This window comes from Peribacillus sp. NPDC058075 (assembly GCF_042885195.1).
In the GTDB taxonomy this organism is placed as follows: Bacteria; Bacillota; Bacilli; order Bacillales; family DSM-1321; genus Peribacillus.
The window spans coordinates 691,832-716,486 of sequence record NZ_JBHVSL010000001.1; the positions used below are offsets into that span (position 1 = coordinate 691,832).

Genomic DNA, 24,655 nt, shown 5'->3' on the forward strand with positions numbered 1-24,655 from the left:
TTTAAAAATCCAAAGTTTTGGGCATACTGGTAAAGTGCAAATACATATTGATTGATTATTGTACTTATTTAACAACTCGGACGCGTGAGCATTTTTGTTACTAAACTTCCAAGAACATGATAAAATGCAAAACATGCTAGGGATTTTGGAATGCTTAAGTAGATGTGTGCCAAGTTTTTTTTCATTACGATTGGGTACCGCTATGTAATAGAGTTGGAAGAGTATTTAAAGGGGTGAACGTACATGTTTAAATTTAATGATGAAAAAGGACAGTTAAAATGTTCTTTTTGCGGTAAAACACAAGAACAAGTCCGTAAACTGGTTGCTGGTCCAGGTGTCTATATTTGTGACGAGTGTATAGAACTTTGTACGGAGATCGTCGAAGAAGAGCTGGGCACTGATGAAGAAGTAGAATTCAGAGATGTTCCTAAACCTATGGAAATCCGTGAAATTCTTGACGAATATGTGATTGGACAAGAACAGGCAAAGAAATCTTTGGCTGTCGCTGTTTACAACCATTATAAACGTATCAATTCCAATAGCAAAGTCGACGATGTGGAGCTTTCTAAAAGTAATATCGCCCTGATTGGACCGACGGGAAGCGGGAAAACCCTTCTTGCGCAAACATTGGCACGATTACTGAATGTTCCTTTTGCGATTGCTGATGCCACTTCATTGACGGAAGCTGGATATGTTGGGGAAGATGTCGAAAACATCCTTCTAAAGCTGATCCAAGCCGCTGATTATGATGTGGAAAAAGCGGAAAAAGGCATCATTTATATTGATGAAATCGATAAAGTTGCCCGTAAATCGGAAAATCCTTCTATTACACGTGACGTGTCTGGTGAAGGTGTGCAACAAGCTTTATTGAAAATTCTTGAAGGAACGGTTGCAAGCGTTCCGCCTCAAGGTGGACGTAAACATCCACATCAGGAATTCATCCAAATCGATACGACCAATATTTTGTTCATCTGCGGCGGTGCCTTTGATGGCATCGAACCGATCATCAAACGCCGTCTTGGTCAAAAAGTCATTGGCTTTGGCTCTGACGTGAAAAAGGATGATGTTGCAGAAAAAGAATTGCTTTCAAAAGTCCTTCCTGAAGACTTGCTTCGTTTCGGATTAATTCCGGAATTCATCGGTCGTCTTCCGGTAATTGCGACTCTTGAGCAATTGGATGAAGCTGCGTTGATTGAAATCCTTACAAAGCCGAAAAATGCCCTTGTTAAACAATATCAAAAGTTGCTTGAGCTTGACGATGTTGAATTGGAATTCGAACAGGAAGCGCTAAGTGAAATTGCTAAAAAGGCAATTGAACGTAAAACTGGTGCACGTGGTCTGCGATCCATCATCGAGGGAATCATTCTTGAAGTGATGTTCGACCTGCCTTCACGTGATGATGTTGCAAAATGTGTAATCACAGGCAGCACGATTTCGAAAAATGAATCTCCAAAGCTCGTCCTTAAAGACGGAACAACCATCAAAGGACAAGAAAAGAAAACATCTGCTTGATTTATAAGGAATAAAAAGACTGCCAGTTTATCTGGCAGTCTTTTTTTGTCTTTTTTTCAAATTGTTGTTATTTAGGATAAAAGCGCCAAATTTTCAACACGAATTTCTTGGATAATTTCGCCCTTCCAAAGGAGATACTAACAGAAATGACAAACTAGGAGAGTGCAGGAGGGAATACGATGAATTGGACAGGATTGGCGTTGTTTATCCAGCTGTTTTTTGGGATTATTATTGGATTGTATTTTTTGAACTTATTGAAAGGCCAGAGGACACAAAAAGTTTCCATTGACCGTGATTCACGTAAGGAGATGGACCAATTACGGAAGATGAGATCGATTTCGTTAACAGAGCCATTGGCAGAGAAAGTCAGACCAAGCACATTTAATGAAATCATCGGTCAAGAAGATGGGATTAAATCTTTAAAAGCTGCATTATGCGGGCCGAATCCCCAGCATGTGATAATTTACGGTCCTCCAGGGGTAGGGAAAACGGCAGCTGCCAGACTTGTTTTGGAAGAGGCGAAGAAAAATGGCAAGTCCCCTTTTAAGAATTCAGCTGTTTTCGTTGAATTGGACGCCACCACAGCCAGGTTCGATGAACGAGGGATTGCTGATCCGCTCATCGGTTCTGTGCACGATCCAATCTATCAAGGAGCCGGGGCGATGGGACAGGCAGGCATTCCCCAGCCAAAGCAGGGCGCAGTCAGTAATGCACATGGAGGCGTACTGTTCATAGATGAAATAGGAGAGCTTCATCCAATACAAATGAATAAACTGTTAAAGGTATTGGAGGATCGTAAGGTCTTTCTGGAAAGTGCTTATTATCAAGAGGAAAATCAAAATATTCCCACTCACATCCATGATATTTTTAAAAATGGACTGCCTGCTGACTTTCGATTGATTGGAGCCACAACTAGAACACCAAATGAAATCGCGCCTGCGATACGCTCAAGATGCATAGAAGTGTTTTTCCGTGAACTTGACCGGGAAGAAATAATCACCGTGGCTAAGAATGCCTCAGATAAAGTAGGGATCACCATCAGTGAAAAAGGCTTGCAATCGATTTCGGATTATGCCCGAAATGGCAGGGAAGCTGTCAACATGATCCAGACTCTTTCTGGAATATCGATTAATGAAAACAGGACTTTTATCAGAGAAGAAGATATAGATTGGATGGCCCATAGCAGCCAGCTGACCCAAAGAATGGACAGGAAAATAGAAGCGAATTCTAAAATAGGCCTTGTCAACGGTCTTGCAGTTTATGGTCCCAACAGCGGGGCATTGCTGGAAATCGAAGTTACGGTCATGGCCGCTTCTGATGAAAAAGGATCGATAAACATTACTGGCATCGTTGAAGAAGAAAGTATCGGCGGCGGAAGCGGCAAATCGATTCGCCGCAAGAGCATGGCAAAAGGTTCAATTGAAAATGTCATTACGGTTTTACGGTCGATGGGAGTGCCTGCCGATCAATTCGATATCCATGTGAACTTTCCGGGCGGAAGTCCAGTAGATGGCCCTTCTGCAGGAATTGCAATGGCCACAGGCATATACTCGGCCATATATAAAATCCCTGTTGATCACACAGTGGCGATGACTGGTGAAATAAGCATTCATGGCGGCGTTAAACCGATCGGCGGTGTCATTCCGAAAATCAAGGCGGCAAAACTGGCCGGGGCAAAGAAAGTAATCGTCCCAGCCGAAAACATGCAGCCACTTCTATCAGAAATCAAGGATATAGAAATCATTCCCGTTTCGAATGTGAAAGAAGTGCTGGATCAGGCACTGAAAAAAGAAATGATGTCGGAACAAATCCTCACAACCTTGGACCTATCAAAAAAAGAAAGTGTATAAAGGAGATGCCCCGGCTAAAAACAAGAACCGGGGCATTTTAAGGACCATATTGGCTTTCCAGACTAACCTGAAGTAAAAATAAACACGCATTCAGACGTGCTTTTTTATCTAATATTGGAGATAATAATAGCAGTCGAAACGTGTTAAGGTAAACGAATAGACACTTCTATATAAATAGGATAGAATTGTTAAAAGGTTGAGAACATGGGTAAATAGTTTACAACGACGATACTAATTAGATGGAGGTGTCAGGAAATGACTGATAAAGAAATCATCGTCCCCCTCCTGCCGCTTAGAGGACTGCTTGTATATCCAACGATGGTACTTCATTTAGATGTAGGCCGAGATAAATCGGTACAAGCCCTTGAGAAAGCAATGGTGGAAGACCATCTTATATTTTTGACGACACAACAAGATGTTTCGTTGGACGAACCAGCTGAAGAAGATTTATTTACAATGGGAACTTTAACAAAGGTAAAACAGATGCTGAAGCTTCCAAATGGTACAATCCGGGTGTTGGTGGAAGGATTGAACCGCGCAGAAGTCATTGAATTTTACGATTATGAGACACATTATGGTGCCAAGATTAAAATATATGAAGACAGTGATGAAAAGGATGCTGAACATCAGGCATTAATGCGCACCCTACTGGATTATTTTGAACAATACATAAAAATGTCCAAGAAAATAACCGGTGAAACGTTTTCGTCCACTTCTGATATTGAAGAGCCTGGACGTTTAGCGGATATAATCGCTTCCCATTTGCCTTTGAAATTGAAGGAGAAACAAGAAGTGCTTGAGACCATTGATATGAAAAAGCGTTTAAGCCGTGTAATCGAGATCATCAATAACGAGAAAGAAGTTCTTTTTCTCGAGAAAAAAATTGGCCAGCGTGTTAAGCGTTCGATGGAACGGACTCAGAAGGAATATTATTTACGAGAACAAATGAAAGCGATCCAAAAGGAATTGGGAGATAAAGAAGGAAAAACAGGGGAAATTGAGGTTCTCAACGAAAAGATAGAAGAAGCGGAAATGCCGGATCACATCAAAGAAACGGCACTAAAGGAATTGGACCGTTATGAAAAGGTTCCTTCCAGCTCAGCCGAAAGTTCTGTCATCCGCAATTATATCGAATGGTTGATCTCGCTTCCTTGGACCAAAGCCACCAAAGATGACTTGAATATTCATAAAGCCGAAAAAATCCTGAACCGGGACCATCATGGTTTGGAAAAGGTGAAGGAGCGGGTGCTTGAGTATCTGGCCGTCCAGCAATTGACCAATTCATTGAAGGGACCGATCCTTTGCTTGGTGGGACCGCCAGGGGTTGGGAAAACCAGCTTGGCTAAATCGATCGCTTCATCACTGAATAGGAATTTCGTCCGTATATCTTTAGGTGGGGTGCGCGATGAATCAGAAATCCGCGGACATCGCCGTACATATGTAGGGGCGATGCCAGGAAGGATCATTCAAGGCATGAAAAAAGCCGGAACGATCAATCCAGTCTTTTTGCTGGACGAAGTGGATAAGATGTCCAATGACTTTAGGGGAGATCCATCTGCAGCGATGCTGGAGGTACTCGATCCAGAGCAAAATCATAATTTCAGTGATCATTATATTGAAGAAACTTACGATCTTTCCAAAGTTATGTTCGTGGCGACGGCGAATAATTTGGGGTCGATTCCTGGCCCGCTTCGTGATCGTATGGAAATCATTTCGATTGCAGGTTATACTGAGATAGAGAAACTTCATATAGCCAAGGATCACTTGCTGCCTAGACAGCTGGAAAACCATGGTTTATTGAAGTCACAACTGCAAATCCGTGAGGAAGCTCTTACAAAAATCATCCGTTATTATACTCGGGAAGCCGGTGTTCGAAGTTTGGAGCGACAGCTTGCAGGCATCTGTCGGAAGACTGCAAAAATCATCGTGTCCGGAGATAAAAAGCGGGTCGTCATATCAGAAAAGAATGTCGAGGAGTTTTTAGGGAAAACCATGTTCCATTATGGACAGGCGGAGGTCGAGAACCAAGTCGGTGTAGCAAATGGATTAGCATACACATCGGTAGGCGGCGATACGCTGCAAATCGAGGTTTCCTTATCACCAGGTAAAGGCAAGCTGATCCTGACAGGAAAGCTTGGCGATGTAATGAAAGAGTCAGCCCAGGCCGCTTTCAGTTATGTCCGTTCAAAAACCGAGAAACTTCAGATTGATGCGAACTTCCATGAAAAATATGATATTCATATTCATGTCCCTGAAGGTGCGGTCCCAAAAGATGGCCCTTCTGCAGGCATCACGATTGCAACAGCGTTAATATCGGCCCTTACAAACAGGCCGATCAGAAAAGAGGTAGGCATGACAGGCGAAATTACATTACGCGGACGGGTTCTTCCGATCGGCGGGCTTAAAGAAAAATCTTTAGCGGCCCATCGCGCAGGACTTACGAAAATCATCATCCCGCAAAATAACGAAAAGGATATTGATGATATCCCGGAAAGTGTCCGTAAAGCATTAACATTTGTTCCAGTTTCACACGTCGATGAAGTCCTTGAGCATGCATTGGTAGGTGTGAACGAATGAAAGTGACAAGTTCAGATATTGTCATCAGTGCTGTGAAGCCTGAGCAATATCCCAATACTCCTATACCGGAATTTGCCTTGGCAGGCCGTTCCAACGTGGGAAAATCCAGTTTCATCAACAAAATGATCAATCGAAAAAACTTGGCGCGCACATCCTCTAAACCAGGTAAGACGCAGACCTTGAATTTTTATATCATAAATGAAGCACTCCATTTTGTGGATGTACCGGGTTATGGTTATGCAAAAGTATCCAAGACGGAGCGTGATGCTTGGGGAAAAATGATCGAAACGTACTTCACTTCCAGAGACCAGCTCCGCGCTGCGCTTCTGATTGTGGATTTGCGTCATCCGCCGACAAAGGATGATATCGCGATGTATGAATTCCTGAAGCATTATGACCTGCCCCGGATCGTCATTGCAACCAAAGCGGATAAGATTCCAAAAGGCAAATGGCAGAAACACTTGAAAATCACGCGCCAAACGTTAAATATGGAAAAAGAAGATGAATTGCTTCTATTCTCTGGTGAAACAGGCGAAGGCAAGGAACAAGCCTGGGGCGTCCTTAAGAAATATATGTAAAAGAAAAGGGTATTCCGCATCTGGAATACCCTTTTTTCATTTGCAAACATTGCGAATCGGCAATCTCACTTTTTTCGAACCAAAAAATAAATGCCGATTGCCATCAAGGCAAATGGCCAAAACCTTTCGATGTTCGCAGTGCTTGTTTCAACAAGCCCAAAAGACGATGTGATTTGATCATAGAATAAGAAAGTGATCGAAATGAGAAGTATTACCATCCCGTGAAACATTCCAGAATTTGTTTTACGTGCCCGGAGAATAAATCCCAGCGATATGATTAAAATAAAGATACCTATATTATCCGGCCAAATATCCAGATTCTCGACGATATGGAAGTGAGCCCCGAACCCCAGTAAGATGACGCCTGGCAGGATGGACTCATATTCATTGCCGCTATATGCCTGAATCAGGAAGGCTGCACCAACTATACATAATAAAGTGGGCCAGCTGAAAAAACCTGGAAAGATTTCGATTTGGGAATGTTCAAGAAAAAAATAGAGCCCGAAACCGATTAATACGATTCCTGGGAAAATACGCTGCGTTTTCATTTTATCCTCCTATGCAATTCGATTACTTGAAGTTTTTTGCCATTTTTGATATGGTACTTTTGTACACAATGTCGAAATATGTATGTAACTTACCAATCCCGCTTAGACACCTTTTGTAGCATTTCGGGCGTTTTGGCTGTCTTTTCATGGTAGCATACGTTTTCATAAACTGTTCATATTATTTGCGTAAAACCATTTTAGTACATGGTATAATAAATTTACATGAAAAATTTTGGGGGTGCAAAACAAAAGGATGCATATTCTAGCGGTTGGTATAAATTACAAAACTGCCCCTGTAGAAATTCGGGAAAAACTATCGTTTAACGAAGCCGAACTTGCCGAGGCAATGAAAGCTCTTAAAAATAAAAAAAGCATCTTGGAAAATATTATTATTTCAACATGTAACAGGACGGAAATCTATGCGGTCGGTGACCAGCTTCATACAAGCAGGTATTATATAAAGGAATTTCTTTCGGAATGGTTTAAAATCGATAAAGAAGAATTTTCTAAATATCTGTTCATTTATGAAGGCGATGGGGCTGTCGAGCATTTATTTTCAGTTACCTGCGGCTTGAACTCCATGATACTGGGAGAAACTCAGATTTTGGGACAAGTACGTTCAAGCTATCTGTTAGGGCAGAAGGAAGATACGATCGGTACCGTTTTTAACCATCTCTTCAAGCAAGCCCTTACCTTAGCTAAAAAAGCCCATTCAGAAACGGAGATCAATACGAACGCCGTTTCCGTCAGCTATGCGGCAGTCGAGCTTGCGAAAAAAATCTTCGGTGGCCTGAATGGCAAGAACGTCTTGATTCTTGGTGCCGGTAAGATGGGTGAGCTAGCCATTCAAAACCTGCATAGTAATGGAGCAGACAGCATTACTGTCATTAACCGTACCTTTCAGAAAGCGGTCGACTTGGCCGAAAGATTCAATGGTACAGCGAAGCAGCTTCAAGAGCTGCAATGCGCTTTAGTGGATGCTGATATCCTGATTACTTCCACTGGATCAAAAGATCTTCTTGTAACAAAGGAAATGATGTCATTCATCAATAAGCTTCGTAAAGGCCGTCCTATTTTCATGGTCGATATCGCAGTGCCGCGTGACCTTGACCCAACATTGGCCGAGCTGGAAAATGTCTTCTTGTATGACATTGACGACCTTGAAGGGATCGTGCAAGCCAATATTGAAGAACGCAAAAAAGCTGCCGAGAAAATAGAATTGATGATCGAATCAGAAATTGTGGACTTCAACCAATGGATTAATTTGCTTGGTGTGGTTCCAGTCATTTCTTCTTTACGGGAAAAATCCCTATCGATACAGAGGGAAACGATGGAAAGCATCGAAAGAAAGCTTCCGCATTTAAGTGAACGTGACAAAAAAGTTCTCAACAAGCATACGAAAAGCATCATCAACCAAATGCTGAAAGATCCGATACTTTATGCAAAAGAGCTGGCAGATGAGCCGAATGCAAAAGAGCAATTGAATAATTTCGTGAAAATCTTCCATTTAGAGGAATTGATTGAGGACCAGCTGGTTGCGGATGAAAAAGAACGGAACAGCTCCAAGTCATCCCTATTGAATCCAGTTCCTGTCCAGTAATGAGGTAGATATGGAATTACTAATGACAAGATTGCATGAAGCCACTGTTTTGTTGTATGCCATCAGTATGCTTTTATATTTTATCGATTTCCTTAATAATAACCAGAAGGCGAATAGGGTCGCCTTCTGGTTGCTTTCTATTGTTTGGGTACTGCAAACAATTTTTTTATTTCTGTATGTGTTGAAAACGGGAAGGTTCCCTGTATTGACGATTTTTGAAGGCTTATATTTTTATGCATGGGTCCTCATATCGCTATCTTTAATCATTAACCGATTGCTAAGAGTCGATTTTACGGTCTTTTTTACGAATGTATTAGGTTTCATGGTCATGGCCATCCATACCTTTGCACCTGTTCAGATAGAATCACAAGTGCTTGCACAGCGCCTGGTTTCAGAGCTATTGCTCATACATATCACTTTTGCCATCCTATCATATGGGGCATTCACGCTGTCTTTCGTTTTTTCACTTTTATACTTAATTCAATATGATTTACTGAAACGGAAGAAATGGGGAAAACGCCTGCTTCGACTCGGCGATTTAACAAAGCTCGAGCATATGTCTTATGTCCTCGCAGTAATAGGTGTCCCATTATTATTGGTCTCCCTTATCCTGGGGATTCAATGGGCTTATATAAAAGTGCCTGGGGTATCCTGGCTGGACATGAAAATCATCGGCTCATTCATTTTGCTTATCGCTTACAGTGTGTTTTTATACTTGAAAATTCGGAAACAAATGTATGGAAGGACGCTAGCCTTTCTGAATATTGGATCTTTCATGATTGTGTTAATTAACTTTTTCCTTTTCGGAAGCCTTTCAACATTCCACTTTTGGAATACATAGGAGGAAACTATGAGAAAAATAATTGTCGGTTCTAGACGGAGTAAATTAGCGATCACCCAAACGAACTGGGTTATCGATCAACTTAAAGAGCTTGGGGTCCCATACGAGTTCGAGGTGAAGGAAATTGTCACAAAGGGTGACCAAATCCTTGATGTAACACTTTCCAAGGTAGGTGGAAAGGGCTTATTCGTTAAAGAAATCGAACAAGCGATGCTTGATAAAGAAATTGATATGGCCGTACATAGTATGAAAGATATGCCTGCAGTGCTGCCTCCGGGCTTGACGATTGGCTGCATACCACCGAGGGAGGACCATCGGGATGCCTTGATTTCAAAAAATCATGAAACCCTTTCCGAACTGAAGCCGGGTTCCATCATAGGTACAAGCAGCTTGCGCCGCGGCGCGCAAATTTTGGCTAGAAGGCCGGACCTTGAAATTAAATGGATTCGCGGTAATATCGATACCCGACTGAATAAGCTGAAAACGGAAGATTATGATGCTATCATTTTAGCGGCGGCCGGACTATCAAGAATGGGATGGGAGCAAGAAATCGTAACCGAATTTTTAGATGAAGATATTTGCATTCCGGCAGTTGGACAAGGGGCACTTTCCATTGAATGCCGCGAAGACGACAAAGAGCTGCTGGCGGAACTTGCGAAGTTGACCTGTGAAAAAACAAAAAGAACGGTTGAAGCGGAACGTGCCTTTTTGGATAAAATGGAAGGCGGATGCCAGGTACCGATTGCCGGATTTGCGGTGGCAAAAGATAATGGATCCGTATCCTTGACGGCTTTGGTCGCTGCCCCGGATGGCAAGGTGATTTATAAAGAAATGGTTGAGGGAACCGATCCCGAGGCGGTTGGGCATGCTGCTGCCAAACAGATTAGCGAAATGGGCGGCAAAGAATTGATCGATCGCGTAAAAGAAGAGCTTGATCAGTAATGAATCCCTTTCAACCTCTTAAGGATTATCAGGTATTAATCACCAGAGGGAAAGGACAGGCAGATGGTTTAAAAGAGTCGATCGAAAAAAATGGCGGAACGCCGCTTCTTGTGCCATTGCTTGAGTTCACTCTTCCTGATCATTTGGAAGATGTACAACAGCGGTTAGAAGAGTTGCTTTCATATGATTGGATCATTTTGACCAGTCAAAATGGGGTGGATTTCTTCTTTAAGCTTCTTGGTAACCAGCCTTTAAAGCTTCCGAAAATAGCCGTAATCGGCTCCAAAACAGAGGCGGCCCTGAAACGACATGGATATAAGGCGGATTTCGTTCCAACTCAGTTTGTTGCCGAAGGGTTCGTGGCGGAGTTCAATGCCCTGCTTGATAAAGGGTCCCGCGTGTTGCTGGCAAAAGGAAATCTCGCAAGGGCGGTTATTGCGGAGGCAATCAATGAAGCTGGTGCATCCTGTGATGAAGTGATTATTTATCATACCGTGCTTCCTCGAAGCAGTGAAAAAAAACTGGTGCAGCTTATAAAGAACGGTGATATCGACATCATAACCTTTACGAGTTCATCGACGGTCAATCATTTTTTACAGATCATGAAACGCCATGAATTGGATACATACATAGACCGGATCATCATTGCAGCAATCGGGCCGATTGCCGCTAAAACGGCTGAAAAACATGGGCTATCCGTCAATGTCTGTCCAGATGTTTATACAACGGATGCCATGGTTGCGGAGTTAATACGCTTCATTTTGAAAAGAAGTAAATAAGGAGGAACTTTAAAATGAAAAACATTCCATTCAATCGCCACCGTCGCTTGCGTGCAAGTGCTGGCATGAGGGCTTTAGTCCGTGAAACACAATTGCATAAAGAGGATTTGATCTATCCGATCTTCGTCATCGACGGAGAAAATGTGAAAAATGAAATCAACTCCATGCCAGGTATCTATCAGCTATCCATGGATAATCTGGGTGCCGAAATGGATGAAGTCGTCAGTCTGGGTATTAAATCTGTCATTTTATTCGGTGTCCCATTTGATCATGATAAAGACGAACAGGGCACAGGGGCATTTCACCATAACGGACTTGTGCAAGAGGCAACCCGTTTTATTAAAAAACAATATCCTGATGTTATTGTCATAGCGGATACCTGCCTATGTGAGTATACAAGCCATGGCCATTGCGGGGTCGTAGAAGGGGAAAAAATCCTCAATGACGCTTCACTTGACCTTCTTGCCAAAACAGCAATCAGCCAAGCAGAGGCCGGCGCCGATATCATTGCGCCTTCCAACATGATGGACGGTTTCGTTGCGGCCATCCGTGCGGGTCTGGATGAAGCGGGTTATGAAGATATTCCGATCATGTCCTATGCGGTGAAATATGCTTCGGCTTTTTACGGACCATTCCGTGATGCCGCAAATGGCGCGCCGCAATTCGGCGACAGGAAAACTTATCAAATGGACCCCGCCAATCGCCTTGAAGCTTTCCGTGAAGCTGAATCCGATGTTGCAGAAGGTGCGGACTTCCTAATCGTGAAACCGGCCCTTTCCTATATGGACATCATCAGGGACGTTAAGAATAACTTTAATCTTCCTGTTGTTTCCTATAATGTCAGCGGTGAATATTCAATGGTTAAGGCAGCTGCCCAAAATGGCTGGATTGATGAAAAAGCGATAGTGATGGAAATGCTGACAGGCTTGAAACGCGCAGGTTCCGACTTGATCATTACGTATTTTTCAAAAGAGGTAGCACGCTGGATAAACGAAGATAATCAATGATATAAAAAATATAACCTGTAATGGAAAAGGGGATTGAATCATGCGGTCATATGAAAAATCGAAAAAAGCGTTTGCCGAAGCAAAAAATTTGATGCCAGGCGGCGTGAACAGCCCGGTGCGTGCCTTCAAATCTGTGGACATGGATCCCATTTTCATGGAGCGCGGAAAAGGCTCAAAAATGTATGATATCGATGGAAATGAATATATCGACTATGTTCTTTCATGGGGACCGCTTATCCTGGGCCACACGAATGACCGTGTCGTGGAATCATTGAAAAAGGTAGCGGAATCAGGTACAAGCTTTGGAACCTCGACACAGATTGAGAATGAACTGGCCAAGCTGGTCATTGAACGCGTGCCTTCGATTGAAATGATCCGTATGGTATCTTCAGGTACCGAAGCGACGATGAGTGCACTAAGGCTGGCACGAGGCATTACAGGCCGTGATAAAATCCTGAAATTCGAAGGCTCCTACCATGGCCATGGCGATTCCTTGCTGATCAAGGCGGGTTCCGGCGTTGCGACATTAGGTTTACCGGATAGCCCGGGAGTACCGGAAGGCATTGCAAAAAATACGATTACCGTAGCATATAATGATCTAGCTGCGACCAAATACGCATTTGAACAATTTGGCGAAGACATTGCCTGTATCATCGTAGAACCTGTTGCAGGGAACATGGGTGTGGTTCCGCCACAACCTGGTTTCCTCGAAGGCTTACGTGAAGTGACGACCCAATACGGGGCTCTATTGATCTTTGACGAAGTGATGACAGGGTTCCGTGTCGGCTATAATTGTGCACAAGGCTATTTTGACATCGTACCTGACCTGACTTGCCTTGGGAAAGTTATTGGCGGCGGCTTGCCTGTCGGAGCTTTCGGAGGCAAGCGAGAATTCATGGAACAAATTGCCCCGAGTGGGACAATCTATCAAGCGGGAACATTGTCGGGTAACCCTCTTGCCATGACGGCCGGCCTTGAAACGCTGAGCCAATTGACTCCAGAATCTTATGATGAGTTCACCCGAAAAGGGGATATGCTCGAAAAAGGTATTGGGGAAGCAGCGGAAAAATACGGAGTTCCCCATACGTTCAACCGTGCGGGTTCCATGATTGGACTTTTCTTCACGAATGAAGAAGTCGTAAACTATGATACAGCAAAAACATCCGATTTAGAGTTCTTTGCTTCTTACTATAGGGAAATGGCGAATCAAGGCATCTATTTGCCGCCGTCACAGTTTGAAGGTTTATTCCTTTCCACTGCACATAGTGATGAAGATATCGAAAAGACCATTACAGCAGCAGAACAGGCTTTTGCAAAATTAAAAAAATGATGCAAGGCTTCATGAACTAACGATTTATTGAATAATGATAAATTTGAACTGGCTACCATTTTCCAAAAACTTTTGGAGAAAGGCAGCCAGTTTTTTTGAATTCAATCAATACGTGGAAGGTCAATTAAATGTTGGAGGCCGAATTAATATGGAGCTAGGTCCAATAAAATGGCGGAAGGCCGAATTAATGGTTTCATTCAAGATTTTCATGCCGATTGTTACAATCCCGCATTATTTTTTGCCTGAAAAATTTGAATCCCTTCTTTTTAAAAGGTTCAGTAAATATAAGGTCTCGAGTGTGGCATATGAAATTAAGGAATAATCAGCTTTCTCCTTTCATAGATTGATATTGGTATAGGTACCGTTTCCTGAAGCTGAAAGGAGGAGTTGTTTTTGTCGCAAGAAAATGAATCGTATTTACGATTTTCTTTAGAGGAATCCGTTTGGTTCCAGAAGGGACAGGAAGTGGCTGAGCTATATTCCATTTCGCTTGATCCAAATGTGACGATTCAAGAAAGTGATCAATATGTTTTTATACGAGGCTCGTTGGATTTAAGCGGTGAATATAAAGACTCGCAAAATGGTGAAGAAGAGGAGTTTTCGCAGACCTTTTTGCCAAAAGCGGTTCAAAAGGTCGAGCGGCATCTCAATGGACTTAATGAGTTCACACACCGTTTTCCGGTTGACATAACGATTCCGAATAATCGGATTGCCTCATTGGATGAGGTCGATGTCTCGATTCAAAGCTTTGATTATGCCATGCCAGAGCATAACTGTTTGAAATTGCAGGCGGATCTTTTGATAACCGGAATCTATAATGATTCATATGTGGAAGAACGGTTCGATACGGAGCAGGAAGTTGGGGAAACAGAGGAACAAGAAGAAACGGATGGGGAAAATGAGTCGTATATTCCTTATGCGGCTGCAGTGCCGCCGATCCCGGACTTTCAGCCTGTTTTCCGTGATGAGGAGGAAGAAGAGTTATACGCGCCCTTTTCTGCAGAGTCAAAACGAGTTTCTGAAGCAAATGAAGAAGAAGAAGAGGAACCGATTTATTTAAGCGATCAGCATAGTGCCCCAGTTTTTGAAATTCCCGTTTCACCATATCCTGAAGAGGAGGAATGGGAAACGGAAGTGCATAGACAGGAAGAAGCTGAAGCTGTAGAGGAAGAAGCTGAAGCTGTAGAGGAAGAAGTTATTGGAGATCCGTCTGACCCAACGGAAAAGGTACCTTCCATGGAAGAGGCGAAACTGGAGGCAGAACCAAGCAGGCAGGATCCAGTGGAGAAGATTGAGATTCCTAGAGTGACATTGAAAGTAGAAGAAGAAGTTGAAGAAGAAGTAGAAGAAGAAGAAGACGTAGTAGAAGAGCCAAGTCAAGCGGTCAATCATCAAAATAGTCCTGTTTCCAGAGAAACCGAGGATGTCATACGGCAGGAGGAAGATGGCGTTGCAGCGGGTCCTATTCTAAATGAACATGTAAAGGTGGAGCAGGAAGAGGAATCCAATTCGTCCTTAAGCGATCTATTCAAAAAGAGGGAAAGGCCTGCGCCTCCGGCTAAAGAGGTTAAGAATTTCAAAGGCAGGAAACAAGCCAAGGAACGTGATGATAAAGAAACGGCCGATCATGGTGAGAAGCAGCCCTCCATCATGGATTTATTCGGGCGGAAACAGGAAGAAGAACTGGTAAGGATGAAAGTCTGCATTGTTCAGCAAGGGGAAACGCTTGATGACTTGGCTCAACGATATGATGTTACGGTTCAATCGATACTTTTCAGCAATGAATTGGAGTCGAATCAAAACGTTCATGAAGGGCAAGTCATCTATATACCGAAGGCGGTTGCATATAAGAATTGATCGGGACAGAGAGCAGAGCATATGGTCTGCTCCTGTTTTTTAGGTGAGTGGAGAATGTTTAGTTTTTTAGAGAAAGTGAGTGAGTCTCGTGAGGGAAAACGAGAATCAGCAGACTGCCAATCGGAATCGGGACATGGAAACCGTATTGAAGGAATATGCCATGTATGTTCAATATATCGAGGACTTCGGGCGTGTGAAAAAAGTATACAGTGATCGCGGTACATTTGCATTGAAATCGATGATACCGCAGAACGGAATTGATTTTATCAAAAATGTTCAAAAACTGTACCATCGCGGCTATAATCGGATCGTTCCGATTTATCAAACGATTGATCAGCGTTACGCCGTTCTTCATAATGGCCGTTTGTATTACCTGATGCCCTGGCTTAATAATGAGGGGGATGGGGAGCGCGATGAAAAACATAAGCAAATGTTCAGGGAGCTTGCTCGGATGCATACACTTTCCGTTAAGGAAATACAAGTGGATATGGAGGAAAGGGAAGCCCATTATGAGCGGACGCTTGATGCATGGAATAATGAAAAAGACTTTATGGATGAGTATATTGTCAGCTGTGAAAAAAAGTGGTATATGTCTCCATTCGAAATGACGGTTTGTTCTTTCTACACTGATATTTCACAGGCGCTGAAGTACTCGATCAAGAAGTTTGAAACCTGGTATGAAAAAACGAAGGAAAGTGAAAAGGTTCGAACCGTGGTCACGCACGGAAAGGTTTCTTTGAAGCATTTTGTTTATGATGAGCGGGGGTATGGCTACTTCATCAATTTTGAGAATTCGAATACAGCTCCGCCGCATTTCGATTTACTGCCATTTCTCGTTAAATCGGCCAGGACCTATCCTGTCCAATGCGATGACTGCGTTGACTGGCTATATAACTATTTTCGTTATTTTCCGTTGAAGGAAGAAGAGTTGCTGCTCATGCAAAGTTATCTGGCATTCCCTGGATCAGCTTTGGAATTAGTGAAGAGTTATTCCGATGGCAGGGTCCATCGTTCAGAGCTGGATAATGTTACTCAACTGCAGCGGCAATTTTGGCTTCTGAAAAATATTGAATATATGGTGATGAAAATCGAAGAGATCGAACAGCAGAAAAAGGCTGCTGCCGAGGCTGCCAAAGAAGAACAATCACCTCCAAGCTAAATATACATGATTGGATCATCTCCAGTCATGTATATTTTTTTGCTGTAGGGGAATAATTAAATCCATTCGAAATATAAAGACATGGCCAGGAAAATAAATGCGATTAGCAGGAGCATATCGAAGAAAGTCGGAAAAATCAGTGTGCGTAATCCTTGGAATACGATAAAGGGGACGATGAACTGCTGGCAGACACCGCGGAATTTCTTCATCCAAGGCGGTAAAGTATAGGGAGTATATCTTCGCTTCATATTATTACCTTCCTTTTTAGGACTTCTTATATTCTATGGGTGGGCAGTGGAAAAGGTGATAAAGCCGTCACATTTACTGTTCCTGGAGGATAAAATAAAGAAAACGACCTTGAATGTATCAAATGGGATGATTCCTGGGAAAGTAAGCGAAAAGATGATTGACTGGAGCCCCATATTTTTTGTACTATATACTATATGCATTCAATCAATTTACATATGAATATAAATCAATGCAAAGACCGGAAATAGTAAGATGATATGCACTTTTCAGAGAGGAAACCAAATTGGTGCGAGGTTTCCAGGCAGCAGCATCCGAAGTCGTCCGCGAGCAGTCTTCGTGAACCACTTAGTAGCGAAGGCCGGTGAAGAGCCGTTATCCGATTTGAGAGCCGAAAAGTGATTTTTTTCTTTTTCGGAAAAAAGGTGGCACCGCGAACAACTTCCTTCGTCCTTTTGTGATGATGGAAGTTTTTTTATGCCTAAAAAGGAGGAAATGATATGGAAGAGAACCAAATTTCTATGCCGACTAAATACGATCCGCAGATGATAGAGAAAGGCCGCTACAAATGGTGGCTTGATGGAAAGTTTTTTGAAACGACGGGTGACGATAAAAAAGAACCATATACGATTGTCATCCCGCCGCCTAACGTGACAGGTAAGCTTCATCTTGGCCACGCTTGGGATACGACGCTTCAAGATATATTGACACGCATGAAGAGGATGCAAGGCTATGACGTTTTATGGTTGCCGGGCATGGACCATGCCGGTATCGCCACTCAAGCGAAAGTAGAACAGAAACTTCGTGCGGAAGGCGTGAGCCGTTATGACCTTGGACGTGAAAAATTCGTCGAAGAGACATGGAAATGGAAAGAGGAATATGCGAGCCATATCCGTGAACAATGGTCAAAGCTTGGTCTTGGACTTGATTATACACGTGAACGCTTCACTCTTGATGAGGGGCTTTCAAAAGCTGTGCGCGAAGTGTTCGTTTCGCTTTATAACAAGGGCTTAATTTATCGCGGCGAATACATTATCAACTGGGATCCATCGACGAAAACGGCGTTATCCGATATCGAGGTTATTTATAAAGATGTGCAGGGCGCATTTTACCATATGAAATATCCGTTGGTTGACGGATCAGGTGAAATTGAAATTGCCACCACCCGTCCAGAAACGATGCTTGGTGATACTGCGGTTGCTGTACACCCTGAAGATGACCGTTATAAACACTTGATCGGCAAAATGGTCCGCTTGCCAATTACAGGCCGGGAAATCCCGATTGTCGGTGATGATTATGTCGATATGGAATTCGGTTCAGGCGCGGTCAAAATTACTCCGGCTCATGACCCGAATGATTTCGAAATCGGGAACCGTCACGATTTGGAGCGCATCCTTGTCATGCATGAAGATGGCTCGATGAATGAAAAGGCTGGTAAATATGAAGGCATGGACCGGTTTGAATGCCGTAAACAAATCGTCAAAGACCTTCAGGAAGAAGGAGTACTCTTCAAAATCGAAGATCACCTTCACTCAGTCGGCCATTCAGAGAGAAGCGGTGCCGTTGTTGAACCATATCTTTCGACGCAATGGTTCGTTAAAATGCAGCCGCTGGCTGATGCATCCGTTGAGCTTCAAAAGGGATCCGATGAGGAAAAAGTTCATTTCGTACCTGATCGTTTCGAAAAAACGTACCTGCGTTGGATGGAAAATATTCGCGATTGGTGCATTTCCCGTCAGCTTTGGTGGGGTCACCGCATTCCAGCCTGGTACCATAAAGAAACAGGTGAAGTGTATGTAGGGCACGATGAGCCTGCGGACGCTGAAAACTGGGAACAAGATACGGATGTTCTGGATACATGGTTCAGCTCGGCATTATGGCCGTTCTCGACTATGGGCTGGCCTGATAAGGACAGTGTCGATTTCCAACGTTACTATCCAACCGGGGCACTTGTGACAGGCTATGATATCATTTTCTTCTGGGTCTCGCGGATGATTTTCCAAGCTCTTGAGTTCACGGGTGAACGACCATTTGAAGATGTGCTGATCCACGGTCTCGTTCGTGACGAACAGGGGCGCAAGATGAGTAAATCGCTTGGCAATGGTGTCGATCCGATGGATGTAATCGATCAATATGGTGCCGATTCCCTGCGTTACTTCTTGTCTACTGGCAGCTCGCCAGGACAGGATCTTCGTTACAGCACGGAAAAAGTGGAAGCGGTCTGGAACTTCTCCAATAAGATTTGGAACGCATCCCGTTTTGCTTTGATGAACATGAACGGCATGACTTATGACGAAATCGATTTAAGCGGTGAGAAATCTGTAGCCGATAAATGGATCTTGACGCGCTTGAATGAAACGATTTCCAACGTAACCAGACTTGCGGACCGTTATGAGTTTGGTGAAGTGGGCCGTGTATTATACAACTTCATTTGGGATGACTTCTGTGACTGGTATATTGAAATGGCGAAGCTTCCGCTATATGGCGAAGACGAAGCAGCGAAGAAGACGACGCGCTCGATCTTGGCTTATGTACTGGATAACACGATGAGATTGTTACACCCGTTCATGCCTTTCATTACCGAAGAAATCTGGCAGAACCTTCCTCATCAAGGTGAGTCAATCACTGTTGCCGCTTGGCCGGAAGTGAATGAAGGATTGACAGATACAGCTGCAGCCGAGGAAATGAAGCTGCTTGTTGAAATCATCCGCTCCGTCCGTAATATTCGTGCTGAGGTGAACACACCGCTAAGCAAAAAAATCAATTTGATTTTAAAAGCGAAGGATGAATCAATCTTAGAGACGTTACAGAAAAACAGCAGCTATATCGAGCGTTTCTGTAATCCTGAACAATTGACGATCGGAATCGAAGTCGAAGAACCTGCTCAAGCCATGACAGCTGTCGTAACTGGCGTAGAATTGATCCTGCCGCTTACAGGACTGATCAATATCGACGAAGAAGTGAAACGTCTTGAAAAAGAACTAGACAAACTTAATAAAGAAGTTGAACGCGTACAGAAAAAATTAGGCAACGAGGGCTTCGTCAAAAAGGCGCCGGCAAGCGTCATCGAAGAAGAACGTGCCAAGGAAAAAGACTATAGCGAAAAACGCGACTCTGTCATCCACAGGATCAGCGAACTGAAACAACTGTAAAACAAAAGGATGAACCAGCTTGAAGCCGGTTCATCCTTTTTTGTGTGTAAATGCTATTCAAGAAAAATATTCATTTAGGACGATATTCTTTCTTTTATGAATGTAAGGTACTCTTGTACGATATTCATATCACTTAGTGCACTCAATGTCCGGCTGCCGACGACATCCTCGATTTCGTTCAGCATGAGGCTGCCATCTTCGGCAAATATGAAATCGATCCCGACCAGGCCAAAATCAAAAGACCTCATTACTCTTTCAACAAGGGCTATTTCAGAAGCAGTCAGCTCATATAGTGAAGCCGATCCGCCCAGTGTATAATTTGCCTTGAAACTGGATGCGGATTCCCTAAGTACAGCAGCTTTCACTTCTTTTCCAATTACAAATACGCGGATATCTTTACCGAATAATCCGGGTTTTTGGACTATCCAGTTTCCATCATTCAGTTCGGCAAGATCATCGGCATGCTCGATTAAATATACTTGTTTCCCGCCGCGGCCACTCGTTTCCTTAGCAATGAAAGGGAACTCCATGTCATCGGCACTCGGCATCCCGTAACAATATATGGTATCGGCCATTGGAATCCCCAGCGAGGACAAATATTGATGCGTCTTTGCTTTGTCATTCGCGATTTCCGATACGAAGGAGGAGTTAAAGCAAGCAATCCCCAGTTGCTCAAGTTGCCTTGTAAAAAAGGGATCGATGGTCCGGACGATAGCAAAGTCCGGCAATGAAATTGGCTGAGTCCCGTGTTCCACGTACAACTCATTGAAACGATGACCGATCCTGAGGTCTTCCCGAAGGTGAAAGTGTAAATCAAGATCAAGCTTACTTGCTTCGTCAAGCATCCAATCTATGTATCCCTTATTTTTAAAGGCATCCTCACGGTTATAAATCAACCAGCCTGCTTGTTTTTTCATCAGATGCACTTCCTTTTCCTAATTCTCTAAAGATATAATCGAACATGCTATCAGCGATGTTGATGCCTGTACATTCATAAATATTCAGTAAATGCGAATTCGAATTCACTTCGCACAAAAGCGGACCTTCTTCACCGAACAACAAATCGACACCAGCGAAGTCGGCACCCAGAATTTGCGCACATCGGATGGCAAGTTGTGCTTCTTCACTGGTGGGTGAATAGGGTGAAGCCTGTCCCCCGGCAGTCATATTAGCTCGGAAGTCTTGATCCGAATGGCGTTGCATCGCTGCTATGACTTGATTGCCCACGACATTCACGCGAATATCCCGGCCTTTACTGTGCTCGATGAATTCCTGGAGTATAAATGGTTTGTGGCCAAGATTACGGATCGTCTTTAGTAACTCATCCTCTGTTTCGATCAAATATACTTGTTCGCCAAAAGAACCGTATGCTTCCTTAACGATAAGTGGATACCCAATTTCATTGCCGATTTGTATGAAAGCATCCATATTGACCCTTTCAATCCCTTCGTACGTAAAAGGGGGAAATATAGTTTTCGGCATCGGTATGCCATGGCCGGTCAATGCTTGATGTGTTTTTGCTTTGCTGTCGCAAATATCGATCGCTTTACTGCTGTTATATACGGGGATGCCGAGCAATTCCAAATGGCGGGCCAAATGAATGTCTTTATCCATGAACAGGACAAAATCAGGCAGCTTATCGAATGCCCCTTTAAGCAGTGGCACTCCTTTCTTGATTACGGGAATGAGGTCTGAATTGCGGATAAGGGTTGCCATGATATCTTTCCTTTCAGCCGCCTCTTTAATGAACAAAGCCAAACTGGAAAACTTATCATGCTGTAAATAGCCGTTAACGACAATCCAACAGTGGAAATCTGAAGGTTTCATAGTAAAACACTACCTTTCATCTAGGTTAATCGTTCATATATTGATAAAATAATCTTAACGCATAAGAGCGGTATAAAGAAAGAGGAGGCTCAACGATAATGGTTACAACCATGGAAGAAATCAATCATTTTTTTGAACGGCGCCAAGTTCAATTGGGCATGAATTTTGGTCTATCACGGATGGAAGCATTGTTAACTGAATTAGGTGACCCGCACAAGGCGCTAAAGTATATTCACATTGCAGGATCCAACGGGAAAGGATCAACACTGCAATATATTAAAGAAATCCTGCTTGCCCAAGGCATTCGTGTCGCTTCGTTCACTTCTCCTTATTTAATACGGATGAATGAGCAGCTGAAGATAAATGAGGATGAAATCAGTGATAAGGATTTTATCGCTGTCTTCCGGGAGCTTTGGCCGATCATCCAAGAGATGGACAGTAAGGGGAATGGTCCCACTCAGTTCGAAATTTTGACTGCGATGGCATTCTCTTATTTTAGCAAAAAGGAAGTGGATTTGGTTTTAATGGAAACCGGTTTGGGAGGCAGGCTCGATACAACGAATGTCATCCAGCCGTTTCTTTCGATCATTACCTCAATTTCTTTGGAACATACGAGCATCCTGGGTAACACACTTGGGGAAATTGCTTTTGAGAAGGCGGGCATCATTAAAAGCGGGGCGCCGATCATCAGCGGAGTCACAGCCGGGGAACCAGCAAAAGTAATTGAAGAAAAAGCGTCGTCATTAGGCGTACCTTATTACCAATTAGGCAAAGACTTTCATATAGGCAAAATAAAGCAAAGTGAACGAGGGCAAAGTTTCTCCTTTTCGCTTGCAGACAGGTCCATCGAAAATGTGGAAATGCGGATGTTGGGCCGTCATCAAATGGAGAATGCGGCACTGGCCATAGCTGCTGTTACATTAGGAATGGAAAATATCGATGAAAAAAACATCCTTAAAGGAATAGGCAAAGCGAAATGGGATGGCCGCTTTGAAAAAATATCGGATGAGCCGTTGGTGATAATTGATGGTGCACATAATCCTGCCGGCATCGACGTACTGAAGGAAACGCTAAAAGTGCATTACCCCGACTATAAGTATCGTTTCGTATTCAGTTCATTTAAAGATAAAAATTATTCCGAGATGCTTCATGGACTGGAAACGGAAGCGTTGGAAATCATCATTACCGAATTCGATCATGAACGGGCGGCGGATGCGAAAACGCTTTATGAAAAGTGCAGTCATCCAAATAAAACGATAAACAGGGATTGGCAGGCTGCAATAACGGAGGGCAGAAGGAAAACAAGGGAAAAGGAGATGCTTGTCATCACAGGGTCGCTTCATTTCCTATCACTTGTAAGGGAGTTCCTAATCAGAGAAGATGCCTAAAGGGATGTGCCTTTACCGGCGGACTAATTAATCTTCCCGAATGCATATTTAGAAAGTATCCTCTTCACTTCAAGTTTTATTAATTCTATTTTTACGACAAAGACTTTAGGCAAAAGGGTTCTATCGATAAGGTTGATTGGAGCGGGTGTTCGAGACCCCTGCTTAGAAAAAGCGAGTGCTCCTTTCCAATCAACGTTTAAATTGCACAGACCCCTAAAAAAACTGTGGGCAAACTCGCTTTCTTTGAGTTTGTCTACAGTCTGAAAGGACCTTTTCAAAGGTCCTTTTCTCTTGTTAACAGAGCCGCTTGAAAAGAAAAAACTCTAATAGAATGATTGATAACAAATCACCAAGTATATTTGTTAAAATATGTTTATATATTGATTCTACATGACTGTTGAATAGTAGGATCTACTTAATGGAAAGACGGGAGGAATGAATAATCATGAAGAAACCCAGTGATGATTACATAGCAGAAGAGACTTTTTTATTACGGTTTCATAGAAAAGCAATCGACTCCTCATGCACTTTGTATAAATGATGGCTTTCCATATCTATCTCTTCGTCTTCGGCTTAATTTTAGGCTCATTCTTTAACGTTGTCGGTTTAAGTGTTCCAGTTGGTCAAGCATTTGCGAATCGTCGCTCCGCCTGCCCTTCTTGCGGGCGTACATTGACATTCTTCGAGTTGATGCCGGTTATTTCCTATATGTTGCAAGACGGAAAATGCCGGGGCTGTAAAGCAAGGGTTTCCCCCCTTTATCCGATAGTAGAAATGCTGACCGGTGTTTTGTTTGCCTCTGCTCCCCTATTCCTTGGCTGGTCGAGCGAACTCTTGGTGGGCTTGACATTGATTTCATTATTTATGATTATCTTCGTGAGTGATGTCGCCTATATGCTCATACCTGATAAAATACTGCTTTTCTTTACGGTGATTTTTATCGTTCTAAGAGTTTCCTTTCCGCTGTTGCCCTGGTGGGATTCACTTGCCGGGGCCGTGGTTGGCTTTAGCCTGCTGTTATTAATTGCAGTCGTGAGCCAAGGTGGCATGGGTGGCGGTGATATCAAGCTATTTGCAGTGATTGGCTTTGTACTGGGACTGAAGATGGTGCTGTTATCGTTTCTTTTTGCATGCTTTTATGGGGCATTCCTTGGCTTCATCGGATTGCTGACCGGTATACTAAAAAAGAAAACACTTATTCCTTTCGGGCCGTATATCGTTTTTGGGACATTGACTGCTTATTTTTGGGGCGATTCCCTTTTGCATTGGTATGTAACTTTTTTAAGATGAGCGTAAAGAACCATCCTAAGCCAAGAGGAATTTGTCAAAAATCCCTGAACGATAGCGCAGTAGGGAACTATCCCCAATTGGCTGCAAGTGAAGCTGATATGAAAGTGTGATGTAGGTAGCTGGTGAGAGGCGATATTGAATGGTTCGTGAACCAGAAGTACCAGTACCTGTA

Annotated in this window: 19 protein-coding genes and 1 other annotated feature; of the genes, 15 read left to right on the forward strand and 4 right to left on the reverse strand. The window is 43.2% G+C overall.

What is annotated here, in order from left to right; genetic code table 11:
* Window positions 1-243: 243 nt before the first annotated feature.
* The 4 genes from clpX (at window position 244) to yihA (ending at window position 6,517) form a co-directional block, all read left to right on the forward strand.
* Window positions 244-1,512 carry an ATP-dependent protease ATP-binding subunit ClpX gene (clpX, locus tag ACFVS1_RS03525; protein ID WP_101222811.1) on the forward strand — a complete coding sequence of 423 codons (1,269 nt, stop codon included), beginning with the start codon at window positions 244-246 and terminating at the stop codon, window positions 1,510-1,512.
* Window positions 1,513-1,691: 179 nt separating this feature from the next.
* Window positions 1,692-3,362 carry an ATP-dependent protease LonB gene (lonB, locus tag ACFVS1_RS03530; RefSeq protein WP_352919433.1) on the forward strand — a complete coding sequence of 557 codons (1,671 nt, stop codon included), beginning with the start codon at window positions 1,692-1,694 and terminating at the stop codon, window positions 3,360-3,362.
* Window positions 3,363-3,617: 255 nt separating this feature from the next.
* Window positions 3,618-5,939, forward strand: a complete 2,322-nt coding sequence (lon, locus tag ACFVS1_RS03535; protein ID WP_352919436.1) for an endopeptidase La — start codon at window positions 3,618-3,620, stop codon at window positions 5,937-5,939.
* Window positions 5,936-6,517, forward strand: coding sequence for a ribosome biogenesis GTP-binding protein YihA/YsxC (yihA, locus tag ACFVS1_RS03540; RefSeq protein WP_034308918.1), 582 nt, complete (start codon window positions 5,936-5,938; stop codon window positions 6,515-6,517). Before lon ends, yihA begins: the two co-directional genes overlap by 4 nt.
* A gap of 65 nt (window positions 6,518-6,582) precedes the next feature.
* Here yihA and ACFVS1_RS03545 read toward each other — a convergent pair whose 3' ends face one another.
* A complete protein-coding gene (locus ACFVS1_RS03545) occupies window positions 6,583-7,065 on the reverse strand; it encodes a LiaI-LiaF-like domain-containing protein (protein WP_101222808.1) in 483 nt (160 codons plus the stop codon).
* Between the two features lie 253 nt (window positions 7,066-7,318).
* Between ACFVS1_RS03545 and hemA the strand changes: the two genes are divergently transcribed.
* From hemA to ysxE, 8 genes are all read left to right on the forward strand, one after another.
* On the forward strand, window positions 7,319-8,665 hold the full coding sequence (gene hemA / locus ACFVS1_RS03550) for a glutamyl-tRNA reductase (protein ID WP_352919444.1): 1,347 nt from the start codon (window positions 7,319-7,321) through the stop codon (window positions 8,663-8,665).
* A gap of 10 nt (window positions 8,666-8,675) precedes the next feature.
* The gene (locus ACFVS1_RS03555; RefSeq protein ID WP_241593810.1) at window positions 8,676-9,506 is read left to right on the forward strand and encodes a cytochrome C assembly family protein; all 831 of its coding nucleotides are present in this window, start codon (window positions 8,676-8,678) and stop codon (window positions 9,504-9,506) included.
* 9 nt (window positions 9,507-9,515) lie between these two features.
* A complete protein-coding gene (gene hemC / locus ACFVS1_RS03560; protein ID WP_387545142.1) occupies window positions 9,516-10,448 on the forward strand; it encodes a hydroxymethylbilane synthase in 933 nt (310 codons plus the stop codon).
* Window positions 10,448-11,227, forward strand: coding sequence for a uroporphyrinogen-III synthase (locus ACFVS1_RS03565; protein WP_387545143.1), 780 nt, complete (start codon window positions 10,448-10,450; stop codon window positions 11,225-11,227). Before hemC ends, ACFVS1_RS03565 begins: the two co-directional genes overlap by 1 nt.
* 14 nt (window positions 11,228-11,241) lie before the next feature.
* A complete protein-coding gene (gene hemB / locus ACFVS1_RS03570; RefSeq protein WP_352919453.1) occupies window positions 11,242-12,234 on the forward strand; it encodes a porphobilinogen synthase in 993 nt (330 codons plus the stop codon).
* Between the two features lie 40 nt (window positions 12,235-12,274).
* The gene (gene hemL, locus ACFVS1_RS03575; RefSeq protein ID WP_241593806.1) at window positions 12,275-13,564 is read left to right on the forward strand and encodes a glutamate-1-semialdehyde 2,1-aminomutase; all 1,290 of its coding nucleotides are present in this window, start codon (window positions 12,275-12,277) and stop codon (window positions 13,562-13,564) included.
* A gap of 393 nt (window positions 13,565-13,957) precedes the next feature.
* Window positions 13,958-15,421: a stage VI sporulation protein D gene (gene spoVID / locus ACFVS1_RS03580; RefSeq protein WP_387545145.1), complete on the forward strand. Its 1,464-nt coding sequence runs from the start codon at window positions 13,958-13,960 to the stop codon at window positions 15,419-15,421.
* Between the two features lie 88 nt (window positions 15,422-15,509).
* Complete coding sequence (gene ysxE / locus ACFVS1_RS03585; protein WP_387545147.1) at window positions 15,510-16,580, forward strand: spore coat protein YsxE; 1,071 nt, start codon at window positions 15,510-15,512, stop codon at window positions 16,578-16,580.
* A 56-nt stretch (window positions 16,581-16,636) separates the two neighbouring features.
* Here ysxE and ACFVS1_RS03590 read toward each other — a convergent pair whose 3' ends face one another.
* Window positions 16,637-16,828 (reverse strand): hypothetical protein, encoded by a 192-nt coding sequence (locus tag ACFVS1_RS03590; protein WP_101222799.1) that lies wholly within the window; start codon window positions 16,826-16,828, stop codon window positions 16,637-16,639.
* A gap of 226 nt (window positions 16,829-17,054) precedes the next feature.
* Window positions 17,055-17,284: a binding site (T-box leader), on the forward strand.
* Window positions 17,285-17,326: 42 nt separating this feature from the next.
* Between ACFVS1_RS03590 and ACFVS1_RS03595 the strand changes: the two genes are divergently transcribed.
* The gene (locus ACFVS1_RS03595; RefSeq protein WP_352919466.1) at window positions 17,327-19,978 is read left to right on the forward strand and encodes a valine--tRNA ligase; all 2,652 of its coding nucleotides are present in this window, start codon (window positions 17,327-17,329) and stop codon (window positions 19,976-19,978) included.
* 74 nt (window positions 19,979-20,052) lie between these two features.
* Here ACFVS1_RS03595 and ACFVS1_RS03600 read toward each other — a convergent pair whose 3' ends face one another.
* Window positions 20,053-20,895: an ATP-grasp domain-containing protein gene (locus ACFVS1_RS03600; RefSeq protein WP_387545149.1), complete on the reverse strand. Its 843-nt coding sequence runs from the start codon at window positions 20,893-20,895 to the stop codon at window positions 20,053-20,055.
* The gene (locus tag ACFVS1_RS03605) at window positions 20,864-21,805 is read right to left on the reverse strand and encodes an ATP-grasp domain-containing protein (RefSeq protein WP_352919469.1); all 942 of its coding nucleotides are present in this window, start codon (window positions 21,803-21,805) and stop codon (window positions 20,864-20,866) included. The genes ACFVS1_RS03600 and ACFVS1_RS03605 overlap by 32 nt, the downstream gene beginning before the upstream one ends.
* Window positions 21,806-21,903: 98 nt before the next feature.
* Here ACFVS1_RS03605 and ACFVS1_RS03610 point away from each other — a divergent pair, with 98 nt between their 5' ends.
* Both ACFVS1_RS03610 and ACFVS1_RS03615 read left to right on the forward strand, forming a co-directional pair.
* Window positions 21,904-23,193, forward strand: a complete 1,290-nt coding sequence (locus ACFVS1_RS03610) for a bifunctional folylpolyglutamate synthase/dihydrofolate synthase (RefSeq protein ID WP_387545151.1) — start codon at window positions 21,904-21,906, stop codon at window positions 23,191-23,193.
* 537 nt (window positions 23,194-23,730) lie between these two features.
* Window positions 23,731-24,483 carry a prepilin peptidase gene (locus ACFVS1_RS03615; protein ID WP_387545152.1) on the forward strand — a complete coding sequence of 251 codons (753 nt, stop codon included), beginning with the start codon at window positions 23,731-23,733 and terminating at the stop codon, window positions 24,481-24,483.
* The last annotated feature ends 172 nt before the right edge of the window (window positions 24,484-24,655 follow it).